This window comes from Demequina lignilytica, from assembly GCF_030418305.1.
GTDB classification, from domain to species: Bacteria; Actinomycetota; Actinomycetes; order Actinomycetales; family Demequinaceae; genus Demequina; species Demequina lignilytica.
In genome coordinates this window covers 391,119-410,647 of record NZ_JAUHPX010000001.1, presented here as the reverse complement: position 1 = coordinate 410,647, position 19,529 = coordinate 391,119, and the positions used below count along the sequence as shown (strand labels likewise).

Here is a 19,529-nt window from a genome sequence, read left to right as displayed (position 1 = left end):
GTCCCGACGAAGGGAAGCCACATGACCGTCGACCGGCCCGTCCGTATCGCCGTCCAGATCCAGCCCCAGCACGCCACCTACGAGACCATCCGCGCCGCCGCGGCGACGCTCGAGGGGATGGGCGTCGACGTGCTGTTCAACTGGGACCACTTCTTCCCGCTGCGCGGCGAGCGCGACGGCCTGCACTTCGAGTCCTGGACCATGCTCGCGGCGCTCGCCGAGCAGACCAGCCGCGTCGAGATCGGTGCGCTGGTCAACTGCAACAGCTACCGGAACGCCGATCTGCAGGCGGACATGGCGCGCACCATCGACCACATCAGCGCCAAGGGCGGCACCGGGCGCTTCATCTTCGGCACGGGCTCCGGCTGGTTCGAGCGCGACTACGACGAGTACGGCTACGACTTCGGCACGGTCGGAGGACGCCTCGACGCGCTCGCCGACGCACTGCCGCGCATCGAGGCGCGCTGGGAGCGGCTCAACCCCGCGCCCACCCGGAAGATCCCGGTGCTCATCGGCGGCGGCGGCGAGAAGAAGACCCTCCGCATCGTCGCCCGGCACGCCGACATCTGGCACTCCTTCTCCGACGCCGCCACGCTCGAGCGCAAGCTCGGGATCCTCGCGGAGCACGGCCGCGCGGTCGGCCGCGACGTGAGCGAGATCGAGATCTCGACCGAGGTGAGCCGCATGACGGAGGCGCAGGCGGGCGAGCTGCACGCGCTCGGCGCGACGCTCTTCACGATCGGCCTCAGCGGCCCGGACTACGACGTCTCCCGCGTGGAGCCGTGGCTGGCGTGGCGCGACCGCCTCAACGGGTCCTGAGTCAGACCTCCACCGCGTCCGGAGCCGCGAGCTCGGCCGCCGAGGACGACGCCCACCGCTGGATCGGCGGCTGGTCCGCCGGGCGCGGCCCGAGGGAGATCAGCTCGCGCTCGTCGTAGGCGTCGAAGTCCGCGCGCACGTGGGCGTGATGCTCCCGGAAGAGGTCCCCCGTGAGGCCCCAGACCAGCCGCTGCACGCCCGCCGGCAGGCCGGAGAGCTGATGGCCCGTGATGCCCATCGTCACCCGCGCTCCCTGCGCGAAGTGGTAGAGCCGGCCCATCCAGGGGGCCGCCGCATCGTCCCGCGCCGTGAACTGGAACGATCCCGTGAGGTAGGGGTACGCGGCGAGGCCGAGGTGCTCCTTGCCCGAGGGCGGCGTGTACCGGTCGCCCCACAGCGCGATGTGGTCGACCACGTCCGCGAGCTCGGGACGCATCCGCAGGTCGACGGCGACGCCGGTGCCGGCGACCACCACGTCGAAGCGGTGCTCGACTCCCGCGACGTCGACCACGACCTCGTCGCCGTCCATGCGGGTCGACAGCCAGGGCGAGCCGAGCGCGAACGAGTAGTCCGCGTGCTCGAAGCAGCGCCAGATCGAGCTCTGCGTCGACGGCTGGTCGATCTCGAGGACCTTCCGCATGAAGTCCCACTTGTCCGCGTCGTCGAGGTCGCAGAAGTGCTCGACGAAGCTCGCGTACTCCATCCATCGGAGAGGATTCACGGCGGGCATCTCGGGGCGTCGCATGAAGTGGGCGACGGATGCGGCGCCGTGCTCGAGCGCGGTGCCGGCGACGTCGAACGCGCTCGCCCCGCCGCCGAGCACGCCGACGCGCACCCCGCGCCAGGCGTCGAAGTCGATCGCGTGCGACGTGTGCGCCCAGGCGCTGTCGGGGAGGTGGCCGAACAGGTGGCGGGGCACGGCGATCCCGCCCGCGCCCTCGAGGCCGGTCGCGAAGATGACCCGCTGCGCGAGGACCTCGCGGTCGCCGTCGGGGCCCGCGAGGGTCGCGGTGAACGGTCCGTCCGGGTGCGCGGGCGGCGCGACCGCGGTCACCGTGGTCTCGTTGACCACGTCGATCCCGGTGACCTCGCGGTAGAACTGCAGGTACTCCTGCCAGTCCACGCGCGGGATGTAGCGGATCGCGTCCCACCGCTCCTGTCCGTAGGCCGCGACGAACCAGGAGCGGGGCGCGAGCGACGGCACGTCGTCGTCGGGGCCCTTCAGCATCTTCGGTGTGCGCAGCGTCCGCATGCGGGCCGAGGTGCTCCACGGCCCCTCGAGCCCGGCCGGTGCGGCGTCGACCACCAGCACCCGGCGCACGTCCTTGCGGGCGAGGGCGAAGGCGAGCGCCTGACCGGCGTGGCCGCCGCCGACGATCAGCACGTCGAGCACCCCGTCGCCGGGGGAGGGGACCCAGTCGCGGCCGCCGTAGTCGAGGAGGTCCAGCTCGTCGCGGATCCGCACCTTGAGGGCGGCGAGGCGGGCGTCACGGTCGATGAGGGGCATGGTTCTCCTTCGCGTCCAGCGGGGCGCCGACGCGGGCGCGCCGGCGTGCGCGCCGGGGAGAACCCTCATGTCACCGCATTACCCGGAGCGTGCTCCGCACCGTAGCGGGCGCGCGTTTCGGGGGCGTGACGATGCGGTTGCGCGCAGGTGCGGAGGCCTCGGGAGGAGCGCGGTCAGGGGCGGGCGCCGTGGATCTCGGTGTGCAGGCGCTCCATGCGGGCGTCGAGCTCGGCGGCGGTGCCCGCGGCCTCCTTGAGCTCGTCGAGCAGCTGCGCCGGCACCTCGGCCGAATACTTGTAGTAGATCTTGTGCTCGAGGCTGGCCCAGAAGTCCATGGCGATGGTGCGGAACTGCACCTCGACCGGCACGGACACCGGACCGGAGGAGAGGAACACCGGCACCTCGACGATCGCGTGGAGGCTCTGGTAGCCGTTGGCCTTCGGGTGAGCGATGTAGTCCTTCACCTGCCGCACCTCGACGTCGTCCTGGCGCGTGAGCAGGTCGAACAGCCGGTACACGTCGGTGACGAAGGCACACGTGACGCGCACACCCGCGATGTCCGTGATGGCCTCGCGGACGCTCGCGAGGTCCGCCGCCACTCCCTTGCGGCCGACCTTCTCGATCAGGCTCTCCGGAGTCTTGACGCGGCTGTCGACGTGCTCGATCGGGTTGTAGTCGTGCAGCGCCTGGAACTCGTCGCTGAGGATCGACAGCTTGGTCTCGATCTCCCGCAGTCCGAACTCGTACTGGAGCAGGAAGCCCTGGATCTCGTGCCGCGCGACGCGGATCTGATCCGCGGTGACGGGGGCGCCGATGCCTCCGCTCATCAGGGTCAGCGCGGTGGTCGGCGGTGCGTCGGTCATCGGTGTCCTTCCGTCGGGCGCCACGGCGGCGTCCCCTCCGCCAACTCCCGGGGCACCCGCCAGGTTCCTGGTCTCGGCGCCGCGCTCCGTGGTTCTCGCGGGGTCCCGGGTTACCCTCACCCCGTGACCACACCGGGAGACGACGAGCCGCGGCGGATGCCCCCGTCGATCCAGCCGCGCGGGGCCCAGCGTCCGCCGGCGCCGCAGCGCCCAGCGGCATCGGCGCGGCCCGCGCCGCCCCCCGCCGGGGCGCCCACGCGCCGTTCCACCGGGGCCTTCGACACGTCCCAGCGCGGGGCGGCGCCCGCGGGCCGACGGCCGGCCGACCCCGCATCGTCCCCTCGCCGGAACCCGCCCGCGCAGACCCCGGTCGCGGCGACCCGGGTGGCGCCGCCCGGCGCCTACGACGCGCCTCCGCCCGGCGCGCCGCCGTCCCGCACCGCGCCTCCCGCCGCCGCGCCGCGCCGTCGTCGCCGGCACCGTCTCCGGACCGTCGTGCTCGTGGTGCTCCTGCTCGTGGTCGGGTCGCTCGTGTGGTTCGCCGCCTGGGCCTCCGGCCGCATCCAGCACGTCGAGGCGCTCTCGGGTGCGCCGGACACGCCTGGGCGGACCTACCTCATCGTGGGCTCGGACTCGCGCGAGGGATGGGCGGAGAGCACGGTCGAGGGCGCCCGCACCGACACGATCATGCTGCTGCACGTGCCCGAGTCCGGCCCGACGGCGCTCGTCTCGATCCCGCGCGACTCGTACGTCCCGATCCCCGACCACCAGGACAACAAGATCAACGCCGCGTTCAGCCTCGGCGGCGCGCCGCTGCTGGTCGAGACCGTGGAGGACCTCAGCGGGCTGACGGTCGACCTCTATCTCGAGATCGGGTTCACCGGGGTCGCGGACATGGTCGACGCGGTCGGCGGGGTCGAGCTCTGCTACGACCGCGACGTCGACGACCCGAAGAGCCAGATGGAGTGGACCGCGGGCTGCCACGAGGCCGACGGCGAGACGGCGCTCGCGTTCTCGCGGATGCGCTACTCCGATCCGCTCGGCGACATCGGCCGCACGCAGCGTCAGCGACAGGTGGTGAGCGCCGTGGCGTCGGAGGCGCTCGCGCCGGGCACGCTCCTCAACCCGTTCCGGATGGTCGCGCTGACGTCCGCGGGGCTGGACGCTTTCGCGGTGAGCGAGGGGTCCGGGGTGGTCGACCTGGCGCGCGCCGCGTTCGACATCCGCGGAGGACTGGCCGGCGACGCCGTGACCGGCACGCCGCCGATCCGGAACATGGGCTACTCGGTCGCCGGCGTCGGGTCGACGGTCCTGCTCGACCCCGACACCAGCCCCGCCTTCTGGGAGGCCGTCGCCGAGGGCACCTTCGAGCCCGGATCGGAGATCGGCGGTCTCGAGTAGCGGCGCGGGCGCGGGCGAAACAGCCGCGTCACCTGGCTAGGGCACGATAGGCGCATGGCTCTCCGTCCCCGCCTCCGCTCGGCCGTGTCCTGGATCGACCCGCTGGTCGCGATGATCATCGGCGTCCTGATCCTGGGCCTGGTCCTGCCCGCCGACGGCGGGGTCGCGGACGTCCTCGAGCGGATCACCGACGGCGCGATCATCCTGCTGTTCTTCCTGTACGGCGCCCGCATGTCCACGTCGGAGGTGTGGGCGGGCCTCAAGAACATCCGCCTGCAGGGCTCGATGCTGGCCTCGACCTACCTGGTGTTCCCGCTGCTCGGGCTCGCGATCACGTTCATCCCCGACGCGGTCCTCGCCCCCGATCTCCAGACGGGGCTGCTGTACCTGAGCCTGCTGCCCTCCACGGTCCAGTCCTCGGTGGTGTTCACCTCGATCGCGCGCGGCAACGTCGCGGGCGCCATCTGCGGAGCGACCGTGTCCAACGTGCTCGGCATCGTGCTCACGCCGCTGCTGGTGGGCGTGCTGATCGTGGGCACGGGCCAGCAGGGCGACGACGGCGGGGGCGTCGCGGGCACCCTGCTGATGCTGCTGGTGCCGTTCGTGCTGGGCCAGATCGCGGAGCGGTGGATCGGGCCGTGGATCCGCGCGCACAAGAACCTCACGAAGGTCACGGACCGCGGCACCATCCTGCTCGTCGCCTACGGGGCGGTCTCGGAGGCGCAGGTGTCGGGCACCTGGGACCACATCACGCCCCTCGCGCTGGTGATCCTCTTCGCGGTGTGCGCGGCGCTGCTCGCCGTGATGCTGAGCCTCAACTGGTGGGCCGGCGCGCGCATCGGTCTGGACCGGCCGGACCGCATCGCCCTGCTGATGTGCGGGTCGAAGAAGTCGCTGGCGACCGGCCTGCCGATGGCGTCGGTGCTGTTCGCCCCGGCGGTGGCGGCGTCCGTCGCCCTGCCCGTGATCCTGTTCCACCAGATCCAGCTGTTCACCTGCGCGGTGCTCGCACGCCGGCTCGCGGCGGCCGAGGAGGAGCCCGCCCGCGTGGGCTAGGGCCCGGTCGGCGTCACGCCTGGGTCGCCCAGATCCCCGCGGTGACCATCAGCACCACCAGGCCGATGCTGCCGATCGCGACGGCGCTGGACAGCCGCCGGATGCGCGGTTCCTTCACGATCTCCTGGTCGAGCCGCCGCTCGCTCAGGGCGCCGGCGAGCCGCTCGTAGCGTTGGACGGCGTGCTCGGTGCCGCCGGAGGCGCGGGCCGCGGTGCAGTCGGCGCAGTCGCACATCCCCGCGATGGCCTTCGCGGGGTCGTGAGCGGCGGACGTCATGATCGTCACCCTAGCGAGAGCGACCGGGTCACTCGACGTTGCGGCTGGGCCGGTTCGCGCTGGTGCCCCACCGGATCGCGCGGGTCGCGACGCCGCCGCTCGCGGGGCCGAAGGTGCGGACGCCCCAGGAGTCACGACCGAGCATAGTCCGCGCCCAGTCCGGCAGGAGCGCGACGGCGCCCGCCGCCAGCAGCGCGTAGGGCGCGCGGGCGGCGCGTCCGAGCGGCGGCTCGCTGAGCAGGAAGTCGGCCGCGTCGAGGGCGGCCGGGGAGGCCTCGAGCTCGGCCCGGTAGGCGGCGATCGCGGCCTCCAGCTCGGCGACGGTCTCGGGGACCTCGACCGCGCCGAGAGCGCGCGCGACCCGGGCTCCCTGGGCGACGTACTCGTCGCAGCCTGCGGCGTCGAGCGGGCGGCGCCCGTAGCGCTGGTGCGCGGCGAGGAACGAGTCGGCCTCCGCGATGTGGACCCAGGTGAGCAGGTGCGGGTCGCTGGCGCGGTACGTGCGGCCGTCGGGGGCCTTGCCGCGCACCCGCTCGTGGATCACGCGGATGTGATCGACCGTTGCCTGCGCATCGTCCGCGGTGCCGAACGTGGTGAACGCCAGGAACGTCGACGTCCGTGCGAGGCGCCCCCAGGGGTCGCCACGGTAGCCGGAGTGACCGGCGACGCCGGCCATCGCGAGCGGGTGCAACGACTGGAGCAGCAGCGCGCGGAGGCCGCCGATGTACATCGACGAGTCCGCATGCACCCGCCGGATCGCGCTGCCCGCGGGGAACCACCGGGGACCGGGCGTGAGGTGGACGCGGTCGCGCGCCGCGGGTCCATCGGGGCCCGCCACGCGGAGGAACAGCGCCTCGCCCACGCGGCGCCGGGCGCGCGTGACGGGGCTCGCGGAGGTGGCCATGCCCTCAGTATCGCCCGCTCAGGAGGGACGATGCGACGGTCACGATTCGGTCGCGGTGAGGCCTTGTCCGGTGGGACGGCGACGGCGCGGCCCTACCATGTGAGGCGCCGGACTCGTCGTCGAGCCGAGGAGACCGGGCGCGTGGCCGGACTCGCCGGCGAGAACAGGGGGCCGACCCCTCGGACGGAAGCGAGCAGGATGCGGAACGGGCGTGTGGCGCGATGCTGGCGGTGGACCGCCTCCCGCTGGGGGCGCGCCTACGCCGCCGTCGGCGCCGTCGTGGTGCTGAGCTCGGGCCAGGGCTTCCGCTACCTGCTCGGCATCCCCCTGTACCTGATGATGTGCGCGGCGACCGTCGCCGCGATCGTCGTCGCGTTCCGCCATCACCTCGACCGGGTGCGCGTGCCCTGGCTGATCGTGAACTTCGTCGCGCTCGCCGCGATCACCCTGCTGTGGTCGGAGACGCGCGCGGTCACGGCGCTCGCCACCGTCGCGCTCGCCGTGGTGACGCTGGTGGCGGCGACCATCGTCTCCACCACCGGACGCACCCAGGTGATGGCCTACCTCTACCGCGGGCTCCAGGTCTCGATCGGGTTGGGGCTGCTGTTCGAGCTCTACGTCGCGGTGGTGCTCCGCGAGCCGTTGGAGCGGCGCGCGGGCGATCTCGCGAGGCTGTCGAGCGTCGACCCCGGCGCGCTGCCGCCGTGGTCGGAGAACCTCCTGCTCGCGGGCGGCCCCATCCAGGGCTTCGTGGGCAACCGCAACGTCTTCGACTCGCTCGCGCTGCTCGCCGGGATCATCGCGGTGGTGCTGCTGCTCGAGCGTCGGGTGCGGCGGCTCGACGGCTTCCTCACGCTGGCGGCGGTCGCGCTGGTGCACCTGCTCACCATGTCCGCGACGGTGTCGATCGCGATGCTGTACGTCTCGGTGCTCGCGGCCGCCGCGCTGCTCATCCGGCGGGCGCCGGCGCGGCGCAAGCGGGTGCTGTCGTACCTGGTGCTCGCATGCTCGGCGGTGGTCGCGGTGGCGACCATCAAGTTCCGCGCCGAGATCTTCGAGATGTTCGACCGCAGCGCCGACGCCACCAACCGGGTGTTCATCTGGGATGAGACGATGCGCCTCGCGATGGCGAGGCCCGAGGGCTGGGGCTACGTCGGCTACTGGCCGATCTGGCACGAGCCGTACCGGTCGGTGGTCGACCACGTCGGCGTGGTGGTCCCGCACGGCCACAACGCGTTCCTGGACGCGTGGATGCAGATGGGCCTCATCGGGCTGGCGCTGCTGCTGGTGATCGTGGTGCTCACGTTCGGGAGCGCCTGGCGACTGGTCGAGCGCGCGTCCGCGGGGGACACGTACATCCCGCTCGGCTGGGCCCTGCTCACCGCCGCGATCGCGCTCGAGGCGCTGGCGGAGTCGCGCATGCTGGTCGACTGGGGCTGGTTCCTGCTGGTGGTGCTGTACTGCTCCGGGCCGCAGGCGTTCACGCTCACGGTGGTCGATCCCGAGCTGGTGCGCACCGGCGCCCCCGCCGCCGAGCGCGACACGGGGGAGGACCCCGTGCTGGTGCTGTCCCGCCGCACCTGAGGCGATCGAGACCGTGCTCGCGGCACCCTTGACTTGGTAACTATCGCGATATATCGTGACTGAAACACGATAGAGAATGAGAGAGTGGCCATGAAGAACCACATGAAGCATCAGCACGAGGCCTGGCGCGCGGGGGACGACGAGGCGTGGGGTCGCGGCCGCCACGGCGGATTCGGACCGGGCGACGGGGGCGAGGGTGGCCGCGGGCGGCGCGGCGGCTCCGGCGGTCGCGGGGGCCACGGCGGGCCCGGCGGGCGTCACGGCCACCCCGGCGGACGCCGCGGCGGCAGGCCCCGCGGGGACGTGCGCAGCGCGATCCTCCTGCTCCTCGCGGAGCAGCCGCGGCACGGGTACGAGCTCATCCGCGCGATCGAGGAGCGCAGCTCCGGCGCGTGGGTGCCGAGCCCCGGCTCGATCTACCCGACGCTGCAGGCGCTGGAGGATGAGGGCCTGGTGGGCATCGAGACCGTCGAGGGGCGCAAGACGGCCTCGCTGACCGCGGCGGGCCGTGAATGGGCGGCCGAGCACGCCGCCGAGATGGAGGCCCTGTTCTCCGCGCCCGAGGGGCACGAGTCCGCCGCCGCGCTGCGCCAGGAGCTGGGCGCGCTGCGCGAGGCCGCCGTCCATGTCGCGCGCCAGCCCGGCCGGCCCGAGCTCGCGGCCCGCGCCGTCGAGATCCTCGCCGCCGCGCGCAAGGACCTGTACCGGCTGCTCGTCGACGACGAGGGGTGATCCCGCGGCGCCCCGCCGCGCCGCGCTCCGATAACGGGGTGATCCGCATAGTGTCGCGGCGTTCGGAACGGATGCCGAGGGGGCGACGATGCGGTGGGCGGGGCTGCTGGGGGCCATGCTGGGTGCGGGTCTGCTGGCCGGGTGCGCATCGGCGGCCGCGCCCCTGACGACCGCGCAGGGCGCCGACGTCCCGTCGGCTCCTCCGTCGCCCGCGGCGACGGGCGGAGCGTCCGCCGCCCCCGCATCGTCGGCCTCGCCGGCGACGACCCGCGGTACGGCGTACGCGGCGGCGCTCGACCTGACGGTGAAGGGTCGCGCGCCGCAGACCGGGTACTCGCGGGACCAGTTCGGGTCGGGCTGGGTGGACGTCGACCGCAACGGGTGCGACACCAGAAACGACATGCTCCGGCTGAGGTTGACCGGGCTCGAGACGTCGGGCGCGTGCACCGTGCTCGCGGGCGTGCTCGAGGACCCGTTCACCGGGACGCTGATCCGCTTCGAGAAGGGTGGGGCGAGCGAGGTCGACATCGACCACCTGGTGGCCCTGTCCGACGCGTGGCAGAAGGGTGCCGCGCAGTGGCCGTTCGCCAAGCGCGTGGCGTTCGCGAACGACCCGCTCAACCTCGAGCCCGTGGACGCGGGGGAGAACCGCGCGAAGGGCGACGGCGACGCCGCGACGTGGCTACCGCCCGCGACGGGCTTCCGCTGCGCCTACGTCGCCCGCCAGGTCGCCGTGAAGGCCAAGTACGAGGTGTGGGTCACCCGGGCCGAGCTCGACGCGATGCTGCGGGTGCTCGACGCGTGCCCCGGCCACCCGCTGCCGGCGCCGGGCGACCAGCCGGTGCTCGCGCAGAACACGGGCGGGCCGGCGCCGACGCCTGCGCAGTCGGTCTCGACCTCCGATGACGCGCTCGCGCCGACGGGTGAGGGGGACGTGGCGGTCGACCCGCGATACGACACCTGCCAGGAGACCGCGGCCGCGGGATACGGCCCCTACGTCGACGGTGTCGACGTCGAGTACGGGTGGTACCGGGACGGCGACCGCGACGGGACCGTCTGCGAGTAGCCGCCCCGGTGGCCTCAGACCGGCTGGTCGACGGCCAGCATCGGCACCTCGTCGGGGGCGCGGAGCACCACCTGACGCCCGAGCTTCCAGGCGCCGATGCGCGTGGCGTCCTCTCCGTGGATCGCACGTTCGAGGCGGGGGTTGAACTCCGCGATGTGGCGGGCCCGGGTCTCGATGAGCTGCTGGACCGGCGGGCGCAGCCAGGGCTCGAGCCGCGGCAGGAACCCGCCCAGCACCACCAGGTCCAGGTCCGTGTAGTTGCTCATGGTGCCGATCGCGGCCGCGAGCGCCCGGCCCGCGACGTCGATCGCCTGGACGGCGCGCTGCTCGCCCGCGTCGAGGCGCCGGACCAGCTCGTCGAGCACCTGGTCCTGGTCGGCCCGGGCCGCCAGGTCCTCGAGGCCCGCGGCCCTCGCGATCGCGTGCAGCCCGAGGAACTGCGTGAGGCAGCCGCGAGCGCCGCACTCGCACGCGGGACCGGCGAGATCGACGCAGATGTGCCCGCACTCGCCCGCCATCAGGTGCGACCCCAGATAGACCTCGCCGTCGATCACGAGCCCGCCGCCGATGCCTCCGTCGCCCTTGACGTAGGCCATCGCCCGGGCCGCGCCGGGGCCGCGGTCGGCATGCTCGGCCAGCGCGCCCAGGCGGCCGTCGTTCATGATGATCGGCGTGGCCGGCCGCTCCAGCAGGGCGCGCACGGGCTCGAGGATCTCGGTGCGCCCGATGCCGAAGTCGATCGCGGATCCGATGGTGGTGCCCGCGACCACAGGTGCGGGCACCGCGATGACGATCGCCGCCTGCCACGAGTCCTCGTGCTGCGCCAGGAAGCCCTGCGACGCGTTGACCGCCTCAGCGAGCGCGCGCACGACGTCGCCCGGCTCACCGGTCCGCACGCCGTGGCGCCGACGCAGCTCCCAGATCAGCTCTCCGCCGAAGTCGCGGATCTCCGCGATCGTGTCCTCCGCCGTGAGCTGGACCACGCTCACCACCACGCGGGAGTGGTTGAGGTGGAGCACCTTGCGGGGGCGGCCGCGGCCGCCGGTCGAGGTGGTCTCGCCCGACTCGATGAGGATCCCGCGCCCGATCAGCTCGTCGACGATGCTGGACACCGTGCCGCTCACCAGGCCCGTCGCCGCGCGCAGGTCCGTGCGCGAGGCGGGGCTCTGGGCGTCGAGGGCGCGCATCACGAGCGAGAGGTTGGTGCGGCGCACCTCCGCGGTATCGGCCGGCCCGTTCATGGCCTCATCCTCGCGCACCTGGGGTCGCGCGCGCCCGACGGCGCACGGGGGTCACCGCGATGCCACCCGGGACTCGAGGCCGAGCCGCACCGAGGGCCACTCGCGATCGAGGATCGAGAACACGACCGTGTCGCGGATCGAGCCGTCGGTCCAGACCTTGTGCTGGCGCAGCACGCCGTCCTGGTGGGCGCCGAGCCGGGCGATCGCCGTGCGCGACTGGTGGTTGTGCCAGTGCGTGCGGAACTCGACGGCCATGCAGCCGAGCGCGTCGAACGCGCGCGCGAGCAGCAGCAGCTTGACCGCCGGGTTGACCCCGGTGCCCTGAGCCTCGCGGCCCAGCCAGGTCGAGCCGATCTCCAGCCGGCGGTTCTCCGGGTCGAGGTTGAGGTAGGTCGTCATCCCGACCGCGCGCCCGGTCCGGGCGTCGACGATCGCCCACGGCGCGACCGCATCGTCCCGCTGCTGCGCGAGGCGCCTGTCGATCTCGGCGGTCATGGTGTCCGGCGAGGGGATCGACGTGTACCAGAGCGTGTGCAGGTCGCCGACGGCCGCGCACAGGTCGTCGTGGTGAGCGTGGGCCAGCGGCTCGAGCCGCGCGAGGCGATGGGACAGGACCGGGGCGGCCGAGAAGGTCACGACGCCTTCGCGGCCTTCTTCGACCTCTTCGCCTCGGCCTTCGCCTCCTTCTTGGCGGCGGCCTTCTGCTCGGCCTTCTCGACCTTGTCGGCCGCGGCCGCGGCGGCCGCTGCGCCCACGATGCCCGCGCCGTTGAGCAGCTCGGCGGGCACGATCGGGGCTCGCAGGCGCAGCTCCGGCAGGAACATGTGGTGCGACTTCGAGATGCCGCCGCCGACGATGATGAGGTCGGGCCACAGCAGCCGCTCGATCTCCGAGTAGTACTTCTGGAGCTCCGCGATCCACTGGTCCCAGTCGTAGCCGTAGCGGTCGCGCGCGGACTCCGCGGCTCGCTCCTCCGCGTCGTGGCCGTCGATCATGATGTGCCCGAGCTCGAGGTTCGGCACCAGGGTGCCGTCGACGATCATGGCGGTGCCGATCCCGGTGCCGAGCGTGGTCATGAGGATCGAGCCGTTCTGGCCGTGAGCGGCGCCGAACTTGTACTCGCCGTAGCCGGCGGCGTCCGCGTCGTTGAGCACGTGGACGTCGTGCCCGGCGTAGTCGCGGATGATCGCGCGCAGGTCGGTGCCGATCCACGAGTCGTCGACGTTGGCGGCGGTCTTGACGATCCCGTGCTGGACCACGCCGGGGAAGGCCACCCCGATCGGGGTGTGCTTGCCGGGGGAGAACTTCGCGATGACCCGCGCCACGGTCTTGGCGACGGCGTCCGGTGTCGCGGGCTGCGGCGTGGGGATGCGGTACCGGTCGTCCGCGAACTTGCCGGTCTTCAGGTTGACGGGCGCGGCCTTGATGCCGGTGCCGCCGATGTCGACGCCGAGGGCGATGTGCTTGCTCATGGCAGTGTCAGGATCTCCGGTCCGGTCTCGGTGATGACGATCGTGTGCTCGAACTGGGCGACCCAGGAGTGGTCGTCCGTGACCACCGTCCAGCCGTCGTCCCATTCGTGGTTCTCCTCCGAGCCCATGCACAGCATCGGCTCGACGGTGAAGACCATGCCCGGCTCGATCACGTCGGCGTGATGAGGGGCGGCGTCGTAGTGCGGGATCACCAGGCCCGTGTGGAACGCGGGTCCCACCCCGTGCCCGGTGTAGCTGCGCACCGACTCGAAGCCGAAGCGCGAGGCGTACTTCTCGATCACGCGGCCGATGATGTTGACCTCCCGGCCCGGCTGCGCCGCCTTGATGCCGCGCATCATGGCGTCGTACGTGACCTGCACGAGCTCCTGCGCCTCCGGGGTGCCCTCGCCCGCGATGAACGAGCCGCAGTTGTCGCCGTGCACTCCGCCCGTGAACGCCGTGATGTCGACCTTGACGATGTCGCCCTCCTCGATCACGGTCGAGTCCGGGATGCCGTGGCAGATCACCTCGTTGACGGAGGTGCACAGCGCCTTGGGGAAGGCCGGCCGCCCGGCGGCCCCCGGGTAGCCCAGGGTCGAGGGGTACGCGCCGTGGTCGAGCACGAACTCGTGGCCGATCCGGTCGAGCTCGTCCGTGGTCACGCCGGGCACCACGTGGCGGCCCACCTCGGCGAGCGCCTGCGCCGCGATGCGCGCGCTGACGCGGATCCTCTCGATGGTCTCGGGGGAGTGCACGTCGCCGCCCGTCCATAGCGCCGCCCGCGTCTTGCCGACGTACTCGGGGCGGGGGATCGATGACGGGACATCCCGCACGGGGGTGACGGTGCCCTTGGAGATGCTCTCGCGTACGGGGCTCATACCTGGCAGTCTATTCACGGAGGCGATGCCGATGTCCACCGAAGCCGAGCAGCCCGTCGAGTACTGGTTCAACACCCGCACCCGCATGGTGGAGAAGGGGCGCCAGAGCTCGTGGGAGCACCTCATGGGTCCCTACGCGAGCCCGGAGGAGGCCCGCCACGCTCTCGAGATCGCTCAGGCGCGCAACGAGCTGTGGGACTCCGACGAGGACTCCTGGGGCGACGACGACTCGTAGTCTGCGCGCCGAGCTCGGCTTCTGGCTCCTCGTCGCGCTCTTCGTCCTGCTGATCGTCGGCACCGTCGACATCGCCGCGCGGCTGTGGTCGGGCGACCTGACGCTGTGCGCCGCGCCGTGCGATGCCGGGGCTGTCGACGGCCTCGCGCTGCTCGCCTGGTACCTCGCGATGACCGGCCTGATCCCGATGACGGGCGTGCTCTCCTACTGGCTCGTCAGGTGCGTCGTCGGGTGGTGGCGGGCTCGTCGGGGGGACGATGCGACGGTCGCCTCTCACGGCGGCGGCGGGTGGCTCCTCGCGATCGTGCTGCTGCTCGTCGTCAACCTCGCGGGCATCGCGCTGCTGGTCGCGGACGCGCTCCACGCCGAGGACGTCGCCGGGCGCGCGAGGTCCTGGCTCGACGTCGTCACGCTCGCGTCGAACGTCTGGGTGCTCGTGTACTACGCGCGACGACGCAGGTGGGACGGGGTGCCGATGACTCTGCGGGCGTGAACGCGACCGCCGTCGCCATCCGCCGCGCTAGACGTGGTCGCGCCAGGAGTGCTCGGGCTCGTAGCCCAGGAGGCGTCGTGCCTTGTCGATCGACAGCATCGTCTCGTGCTCGCCGAGCTTCTTGACCACCGGGACGCCGGGGAACTCCGCCTCGGCGAGGTCGGCCGACGAGCGGGACATCACCGTGTCCGCGTTCGCGATCACGAAGCGGTCGAAGCCACGGGGCTCGTAGTCGAGCGCCCGGGCCACGGCCTGCGCGCCGTCGCGCCCGTCGATGTAGCCCCAGAGGTTCCAGCGGCGCAGCGTCGGATCGGCGTCGAAACCGGGGAAGGCCGCATAGTCCTCGACGTCCATGACGTTGGAGAAGCGCAGCGCGATGATCTTCAGCGCGGGGTCCCAGCGGCACAGCTGGATCGCCATCTGCTCCTCGAGGTGCTTGACCAGGGAGTAGTTCGACTCCGGACGGGCGTCGTACTCCTCGTCCACGGGGATGTACGGCGGGGGAGTCTCGAACGGGAGCCCCAGCACGGTCTCCGACGATGCGTAGACGACGTTCGTGATGCCCGCCCGGCGCGCGCCCTGGAAGACGTTGAACGTCGCGAGCATGTTGTTCTGGAAGGTCGCGGTGTCCGTCATCTGACCCGGCGCGGGGATGGCGGCCAGGTGGACCACCGCGTCGACCGCGCCGTAGGCGTCCTGGACCCCGAACATCGCGTCGAGGGTCTGGCCCGCGTCCGTGAGGTCGATGCGGACGTAGTCCCTCGCGGGTGCGATGGGCTTGGCATCGAGGCGGTGGACGTCGTGACCGTCGTGGCGCAGGCGCGCGACCACGTGACGGCCCAGCTTGCCTTCGGACCCGGTGACGAGGATGGTGCTCATGATCAGCTCTCGAACGTGTGCTCGGCCGCGGGGAACGCGACGGACTTGACCTCGGCGACGTAGCCGGCCGCCGCATCGTGCAGCGCCTGCCCCACCGCGCCGAACTGCTTCGAGAAGCGCGGGTGCCAGTCGCCCACGCCCGCGGCGTCGAGCCAGACGAGCACCTGACCGTCGGTGTCCGGCCCGGCGCCGATCCCGATGGTCGGGATGTCGAGCGCCTGCGTCACCGCTCGGGCGGCGGGAGCGATCACCATCTCGAGCACCACGGCGAAGGCTCCTGCCTCCTGGAGCGCCAGCGCGTCCGCCACGAGCTCCTCGACGCCGTGCTCGCCGCGCCCCTGGATGCGGCGACCGCCGAGGGCGGTCTCGCTCTGCGGCGTGAACCCGAGGTGCCCGCAGAAGGGGATGCCCGCGTCGGTGACGGCCTTGACCTGGCGGGCGATGCGGCGGCCGCCCTCGAACTTCACCGCGCTCGCGCCGGTGGCCTTGATCATGCGGATCGAGGACTCGACCGCCTGCTCGGGGGAGACCTCGTAGGTCCCGAACGGGAGGTCGGCGACCACGAACGCGCGCTCGGCGGCGCGCGCGACGGAGCGGGTGTAGGGGATCATCTCGTCGATCGTCAGCGGCACGGTCGAGTCGTAGCCCATGACGTTGTCGCCCATGGAGTCGCCGACCAGGAGCATGTCGACGCCCGCGGCGTCGAAGGCCTTCGCGGTGGGGAAGTCGTACGCGGTGAGCATCGTGATCTTCTCGCCGCGCTGCTTCATCTCACGGAAGTGATGGATACGGACCTTCTTCGGACTCGTCATGGTGTCCAGCCTCTCACGAGGGCGCAGGTGCGGCCGCAGATGCGGGCCTTCGCGCAGGCCCTCGCGCAAGCCTCCGGTACCGCTGCGCCGGCGCTCCCGTATTCATGCGCGAACGCACCGGTGCGGGCCGGGCGGCGGGACGCGGAGGAGCCCGTTCGTTCGTGCATGAAATCGGGAGCGTGGCCGCAGGCGCCCCCGCACCCGTCGGGGAGGGGGCGGCGCGGGGCCGCGGGTCGTCCGGGCCGGGGCTACTCGGCGAGCTCCCGCCAGCGGTTGGTGATGGGGAGCCGGCGGTCGCGGCCGAACGCCAGCGCCGTCACCTTCGGGCCGAGGGGGTACTGACGCCGCTTCCACTCCGCGCGGTCGACCAGCTGCAGCACCCGCTCGACCACGGCCTCGTCGAATCCGCGGGCCAGCAGCTCGGCGCGGCCCTCGGCGTGCTCGACGTAGGCGTCGAGCACCTCGTCGAGCAGCTCGTACGGCGGCAGCGAGTCCTGATCGGTCTGCCCGGGGCGGAGCTCGGCCGACGGAGGCTTCTCGATCGACGAGACGGGGATGGGCGGGGTCTTGCCGTTCGCCTCCGCATGGGCGTTGCGCCAGCGCGCCAGCTCCCAGACCCGCGACTTGTCGACGTCCTTCAGGGGGGCGAAGCCGCCGATCGAGCCCGCGTCGTAGATGGTCGCGTAGCCGGTCGCCAGCTCGGACTTGTTGCCCGGCGCGATCACCAGGTGCCCCTCCTTGTTGGACAGCGCCATGAGGATCACGCCGCGCAGCCGCGCCTGCAGATTCTCCTCGGCCACCCCCTCGAGCGCGAGCTCTCCCTGGAAGGCCTCCACCAGCGGCGCGATCGGCTGCACCCGGTAGTCGGCGCCGATGCGCGCGCACAGGTCCGCCGCATCGTCGCGCGAGTGCTGCGAGGAGAAGGACGACGGCATCGACACGCCGACCACGCGCTCGCCGCCGATCGCGTCCGCCGCCATCGCGGCGGTCAGCGCGGAGTCGATGCCGCCGGACACCCCCAGGACGATCGAGCGGAACCCGTTCTTCTCCACGTAGTCGCGCAGCCCCGTCACGCAGGCGCGGTAGACCTGCTCGGCGTCGGAGGCGAAGTCGACCACCGGCCCCTGGACGGGTGCCGCGCCCGGCTCCGGGGCGTCCCACAGCAGGAGGGCGTCCTCGAAGCCCGGCGCGTTCGCCATCCAGGCCCCGTCGGCCGCGACGATGAACGAGTGCCCGTCGAACACCAGGTCGTCCTGGCCTCCCCACAGGTTCACGTAGGCGAGCGGCGCGCCCACCTCGGCTGCGCGGCGGCGCGCGAGATCGGTCCGGACCCGGCCCTTGCCCTCCTCGAACGGCGACCCGTTGAGCACCAGCAGCAGGTCGACGTCGAGGGCCGCGAGCTGCGCGACCGGGCCGCCGTCCTGCCAGATGTCCTCGCAGATGACGATCCCGATGCGGGACGACGCGGCGGTGATGACGCAGGCGTCCTCGCCGGCGGCGAAGATCCGCCGCTCGTCGAACACGCCGTAGTTGGGCAGGTGGTGCTTGTTGTAGCGGGCGGCGACCTCGCCGCCGGTGATGACCACCGCCTGGTTGAACGGCAGACCGGCGCGCGACACCCCGAGCGTGCCGAGCACGACCATCAGGCCGCCCATGCCCTCCGCGTCGAGGGTCGCGGCGATCTCCTCGGTCGCGCGGGCCGCGGCGCGCTGGAAGCTCTCCCGCAGGGCCAGGTCCTCGATCGGGTAGCCCGTCACCACCATCTCGGGGAAGGCGACCACGGTGGCGCCAGCCTCATGGGCGGCGCGGCACCGGTCAAGCACGAGTGCCGTGTTACCAGCGATGTCACCCACGCAGGGGTTGACCTGGGCGAGCGCGAGGCGGAGCGTCGACATGGAGGAAGCCTACGCGTCGCGGCACGCGGGCCGCGGACACATGTTCGTCACACAAATGGTGCAGGATGGGCCGCATGGACAAGCAGCAGGAATATGTGCTCCGCAGCGTCGAGGAGCGCGACATCCGGTTCATCCGTCTGTGGTTCACGGATGTGCTGGGCATCCTCAAGTCGGTCGCGATCGCGCCCGCGGAGCTCGAGAACGCCTTCAACGAGGGCATCGGCTTCGACGGCTCGGCCGTCGAGGGGCTGACGCGCGTGTACGAGGCGGACATGATCGCCAAGCCCGACCCCGCCACGTTCCAGATCCTCCCGTGGCGCGGCGAGCGTCAGGGCGCGGCCCGCATGTTCTGCGACATCTTCACGCCCGACGGCGAGCCCGCGCTGTCCGACCCGCGCCAGGTTCTCAAGCGCACGCTCGACAAGGCCTCGCAGCAGGGGTTCAGCTTCTACACGCACCCCGAGATCGAGTTCTACCTGTTCAAGCAGTTCGAGCCGGGCCAGCAGCCGGTCCCGGTCGACCGCGCCGGCTACTTCGACAACGTGCCCCGCGGCACGGCCCACAACTTCCGCCGTGAGGCGATCACGATGCTCGAGAACATGGGCATCTCCGTCGAGTTCAGCCACCACGAGGCGGGCCCGGGCCAGAACGAGATCGATCTGCGCTACGCCGACGCGCTGACCACCGCGGACAACATCATGACGTTCCGCACCGTGATCAAGGAGGTCGCGCTGGAGCAGGGCGTGTTCGCCTCCTTCATGCCCAAGCCGCTGTTCGAGGCGCCGGGCTCCGGGATGCACACGCACATGAGCCTGTTCGAGGGCGACCGGAACGCCTTCCACGAGGCCGGCGCGGAGCTCGGGCTGTCGCTCGTGGCGCGCCAGTTCATGGCGGGCCTGCTGCGTCATGCCCCCGAGATCACCGCGATCACCAACCAGTACGTCAACTCGTACAAGCGCCTGTGGGGCGGGGCCGAGGCGCCGTCGTACGTGTGCTGGGGCGTCAACAACCGGTCTGCGCTGGTGCGCGTGCCCGCGCACAAGCCCGACAAGAGCCAGTCGGCCCGCGTCGAGTACCGGGCGATGGACTCCGCAGCCAACCCGTACCTCGCGTTCTCGGTCCTGCTCGCGGCGGGGCTCAAGGGCATCGAGGAGGGCCTCGAGCTCCCCGACGGCGCCGAGGACGACGTGTGGGAGCTGTCGAGCGCCGAGCGTCGCGCGCTGGGCTACGAGCCGCTCCCGACGTCCCTCAACGAGGCGATCCAGGTGATGGAGCGGTCGGAGCTGGTGGCCGAGACCCTGGGCGAGCGCGTCTTCGACTTCGTCCTGCGCAACAAGCGGGCGGAGTGGGAGTCCTACCGGGCCCAGGTCACGCCGTTCGAGCTCGAGACCTACCTCTCGGTCCTCTAGACGGTC

At 72.2% G+C, this 19,529-nt stretch carries 20 protein-coding genes; 9 read left to right on the top strand and 11 right to left on the bottom strand.

Going from position 1 to position 19,529, the window contains the following annotated elements:
• Nucleotides 1-21 precede the first annotated feature (21 nt).
• Nucleotides 22-819, top strand: a complete 798-nt coding sequence (locus QQX10_RS01890) for an LLM class F420-dependent oxidoreductase (protein ID WP_301144491.1) — start codon at nucleotides 22-24, stop codon at nucleotides 817-819.
• A 1-nt stretch (nucleotide 820) separates the two neighbouring features.
• Here the strand turns inward: QQX10_RS01890 and QQX10_RS01885 are convergent, their stop codons facing one another.
• Entirely contained in the window at nucleotides 821-2,326 is a 1,506-nt protein-coding gene (locus tag QQX10_RS01885; RefSeq protein WP_301144490.1) for an FAD-dependent oxidoreductase, read from the bottom strand.
• Between the two features lie 173 nt (nucleotides 2,327-2,499).
• The gene (locus QQX10_RS01880) at nucleotides 2,500-3,189 is read right to left on the bottom strand and encodes a GTP pyrophosphokinase (RefSeq protein ID WP_436968542.1); all 690 of its coding nucleotides are present in this window, start codon (nucleotides 3,187-3,189) and stop codon (nucleotides 2,500-2,502) included.
• 123 nt (nucleotides 3,190-3,312) lie between these two features.
• Between QQX10_RS01880 and QQX10_RS01875 the strand changes: the two genes are divergently transcribed.
• Together QQX10_RS01875 and QQX10_RS01870 are read left to right on the top strand one after the other, a co-directional pair.
• Nucleotides 3,313-4,590 (top strand): LCP family protein, encoded by a 1,278-nt coding sequence (locus QQX10_RS01875; protein WP_301144489.1) that lies wholly within the window; start codon nucleotides 3,313-3,315, stop codon nucleotides 4,588-4,590.
• A gap of 54 nt (nucleotides 4,591-4,644) precedes the next feature.
• Nucleotides 4,645-5,646 (top strand): bile acid:sodium symporter family protein, encoded by a 1,002-nt coding sequence (locus QQX10_RS01870; RefSeq protein WP_301144488.1) that lies wholly within the window; start codon nucleotides 4,645-4,647, stop codon nucleotides 5,644-5,646.
• Between the two features lie 13 nt (nucleotides 5,647-5,659).
• On the opposite strand, the gene QQX10_RS01865 is transcribed toward QQX10_RS01870, so the two are convergent.
• A complete protein-coding gene (locus QQX10_RS01865; RefSeq protein WP_301144487.1) occupies nucleotides 5,660-5,923 on the bottom strand; it encodes a hypothetical protein in 264 nt (87 codons plus the stop codon).
• 28 nt (nucleotides 5,924-5,951) lie between these two features.
• Nucleotides 5,952-6,827 (bottom strand): oxygenase MpaB family protein, encoded by an 876-nt coding sequence (locus tag QQX10_RS01860; RefSeq protein ID WP_301144486.1) that lies wholly within the window; start codon nucleotides 6,825-6,827, stop codon nucleotides 5,952-5,954.
• Between the two features lie 198 nt (nucleotides 6,828-7,025).
• On the opposite strand from QQX10_RS01860, the gene QQX10_RS01855 reads away from it, so the two are divergent.
• The 3 genes from QQX10_RS01855 to QQX10_RS01845 all read left to right on the top strand — a co-directional run bounded on the left by QQX10_RS01855 (nucleotide 7,026) and on the right by QQX10_RS01845 (nucleotide 10,209).
• Nucleotides 7,026-8,411, top strand: a complete 1,386-nt coding sequence (locus tag QQX10_RS01855) for an O-antigen ligase family protein (protein ID WP_301144485.1) — start codon at nucleotides 7,026-7,028, stop codon at nucleotides 8,409-8,411.
• Nucleotides 8,412-8,513: 102 nt separating this feature from the next.
• A complete protein-coding gene (locus QQX10_RS01850; protein WP_301144484.1) occupies nucleotides 8,514-9,143 on the top strand; it encodes a PadR family transcriptional regulator in 630 nt (209 codons plus the stop codon).
• Between the two features lie 88 nt (nucleotides 9,144-9,231).
• Nucleotides 9,232-10,209 carry a GmrSD restriction endonuclease domain-containing protein gene (locus QQX10_RS01845; protein ID WP_301144483.1) on the top strand — a complete coding sequence of 326 codons (978 nt, stop codon included), beginning with the start codon at nucleotides 9,232-9,234 and terminating at the stop codon, nucleotides 10,207-10,209.
• Nucleotides 10,210-10,223: 14 nt separating this feature from the next.
• Here the strand turns inward: QQX10_RS01845 and QQX10_RS01840 are convergent, their stop codons facing one another.
• The 4 genes from QQX10_RS01840 to map are packed head-to-tail and all read right to left on the bottom strand — an operon-like array spanning nucleotide 10,224 to nucleotide 13,800.
• Nucleotides 10,224-11,450: an ROK family protein gene (locus tag QQX10_RS01840; protein ID WP_301144482.1), complete on the bottom strand. Its 1,227-nt coding sequence runs from the start codon at nucleotides 11,448-11,450 to the stop codon at nucleotides 10,224-10,226.
• Between the two features lie 51 nt (nucleotides 11,451-11,501).
• On the bottom strand, nucleotides 11,502-12,086 hold the full coding sequence (locus tag QQX10_RS01835) for a GNAT family N-acetyltransferase (protein ID WP_301144481.1): 585 nt from the start codon (nucleotides 12,084-12,086) through the stop codon (nucleotides 11,502-11,504).
• Nucleotides 12,083-12,922, bottom strand: a complete 840-nt coding sequence (gene ppgK, locus QQX10_RS01830) for a polyphosphate--glucose phosphotransferase (protein WP_301144480.1) — start codon at nucleotides 12,920-12,922, stop codon at nucleotides 12,083-12,085. Before ppgK ends, QQX10_RS01835 begins: the two co-directional genes overlap by 4 nt.
• Complete coding sequence (gene map / locus QQX10_RS01825; RefSeq protein WP_301144479.1) at nucleotides 12,919-13,800, bottom strand: type I methionyl aminopeptidase; 882 nt, start codon at nucleotides 13,798-13,800, stop codon at nucleotides 12,919-12,921. Before map ends, ppgK begins: the two co-directional genes overlap by 4 nt.
• 31 nt (nucleotides 13,801-13,831) lie before the next feature.
• Between map and QQX10_RS01820 the strand changes: the two genes are divergently transcribed.
• Both QQX10_RS01820 and QQX10_RS01815 read left to right on the top strand, forming a co-directional pair.
• On the top strand, nucleotides 13,832-14,035 hold the full coding sequence (locus QQX10_RS01820) for a hypothetical protein (RefSeq protein ID WP_301144478.1): 204 nt from the start codon (nucleotides 13,832-13,834) through the stop codon (nucleotides 14,033-14,035).
• Between the two features lie 169 nt (nucleotides 14,036-14,204).
• Nucleotides 14,205-14,528: a hypothetical protein gene (locus QQX10_RS01815; protein WP_301144477.1), complete on the top strand. Its 324-nt coding sequence runs from the start codon at nucleotides 14,205-14,207 to the stop codon at nucleotides 14,526-14,528.
• Between the two features lie 27 nt (nucleotides 14,529-14,555).
• Here QQX10_RS01815 and QQX10_RS01810 read toward each other — a convergent pair whose 3' ends face one another.
• The 3 genes from QQX10_RS01810 to QQX10_RS01800 all read right to left on the bottom strand — a co-directional run bounded on the left by QQX10_RS01810 (nucleotide 14,556) and on the right by QQX10_RS01800 (nucleotide 18,114).
• Nucleotides 14,556-15,407 carry an NAD-dependent epimerase/dehydratase family protein gene (locus tag QQX10_RS01810; protein WP_301144476.1) on the bottom strand — a complete coding sequence of 284 codons (852 nt, stop codon included), beginning with the start codon at nucleotides 15,405-15,407 and terminating at the stop codon, nucleotides 14,556-14,558.
• 2 nt (nucleotides 15,408-15,409) lie between these two features.
• Nucleotides 15,410-16,219: a 3-methyl-2-oxobutanoate hydroxymethyltransferase gene (panB, locus tag QQX10_RS01805; protein ID WP_301144475.1), complete on the bottom strand. Its 810-nt coding sequence runs from the start codon at nucleotides 16,217-16,219 to the stop codon at nucleotides 15,410-15,412.
• Between the two features lie 248 nt (nucleotides 16,220-16,467).
• Nucleotides 16,468-18,114, bottom strand: coding sequence for an NAD+ synthase (locus tag QQX10_RS01800; RefSeq protein WP_301144474.1), 1,647 nt, complete (start codon nucleotides 18,112-18,114; stop codon nucleotides 16,468-16,470).
• Between the two features lie 74 nt (nucleotides 18,115-18,188).
• Between QQX10_RS01800 and glnA the strand changes: the two genes are divergently transcribed.
• Nucleotides 18,189-19,523 carry a type I glutamate--ammonia ligase gene (gene glnA, locus QQX10_RS01795; protein ID WP_301144473.1) on the top strand — a complete coding sequence of 445 codons (1,335 nt, stop codon included), beginning with the start codon at nucleotides 18,189-18,191 and terminating at the stop codon, nucleotides 19,521-19,523.
• The last annotated feature ends 6 nt before the right edge of the window (nucleotides 19,524-19,529 follow it).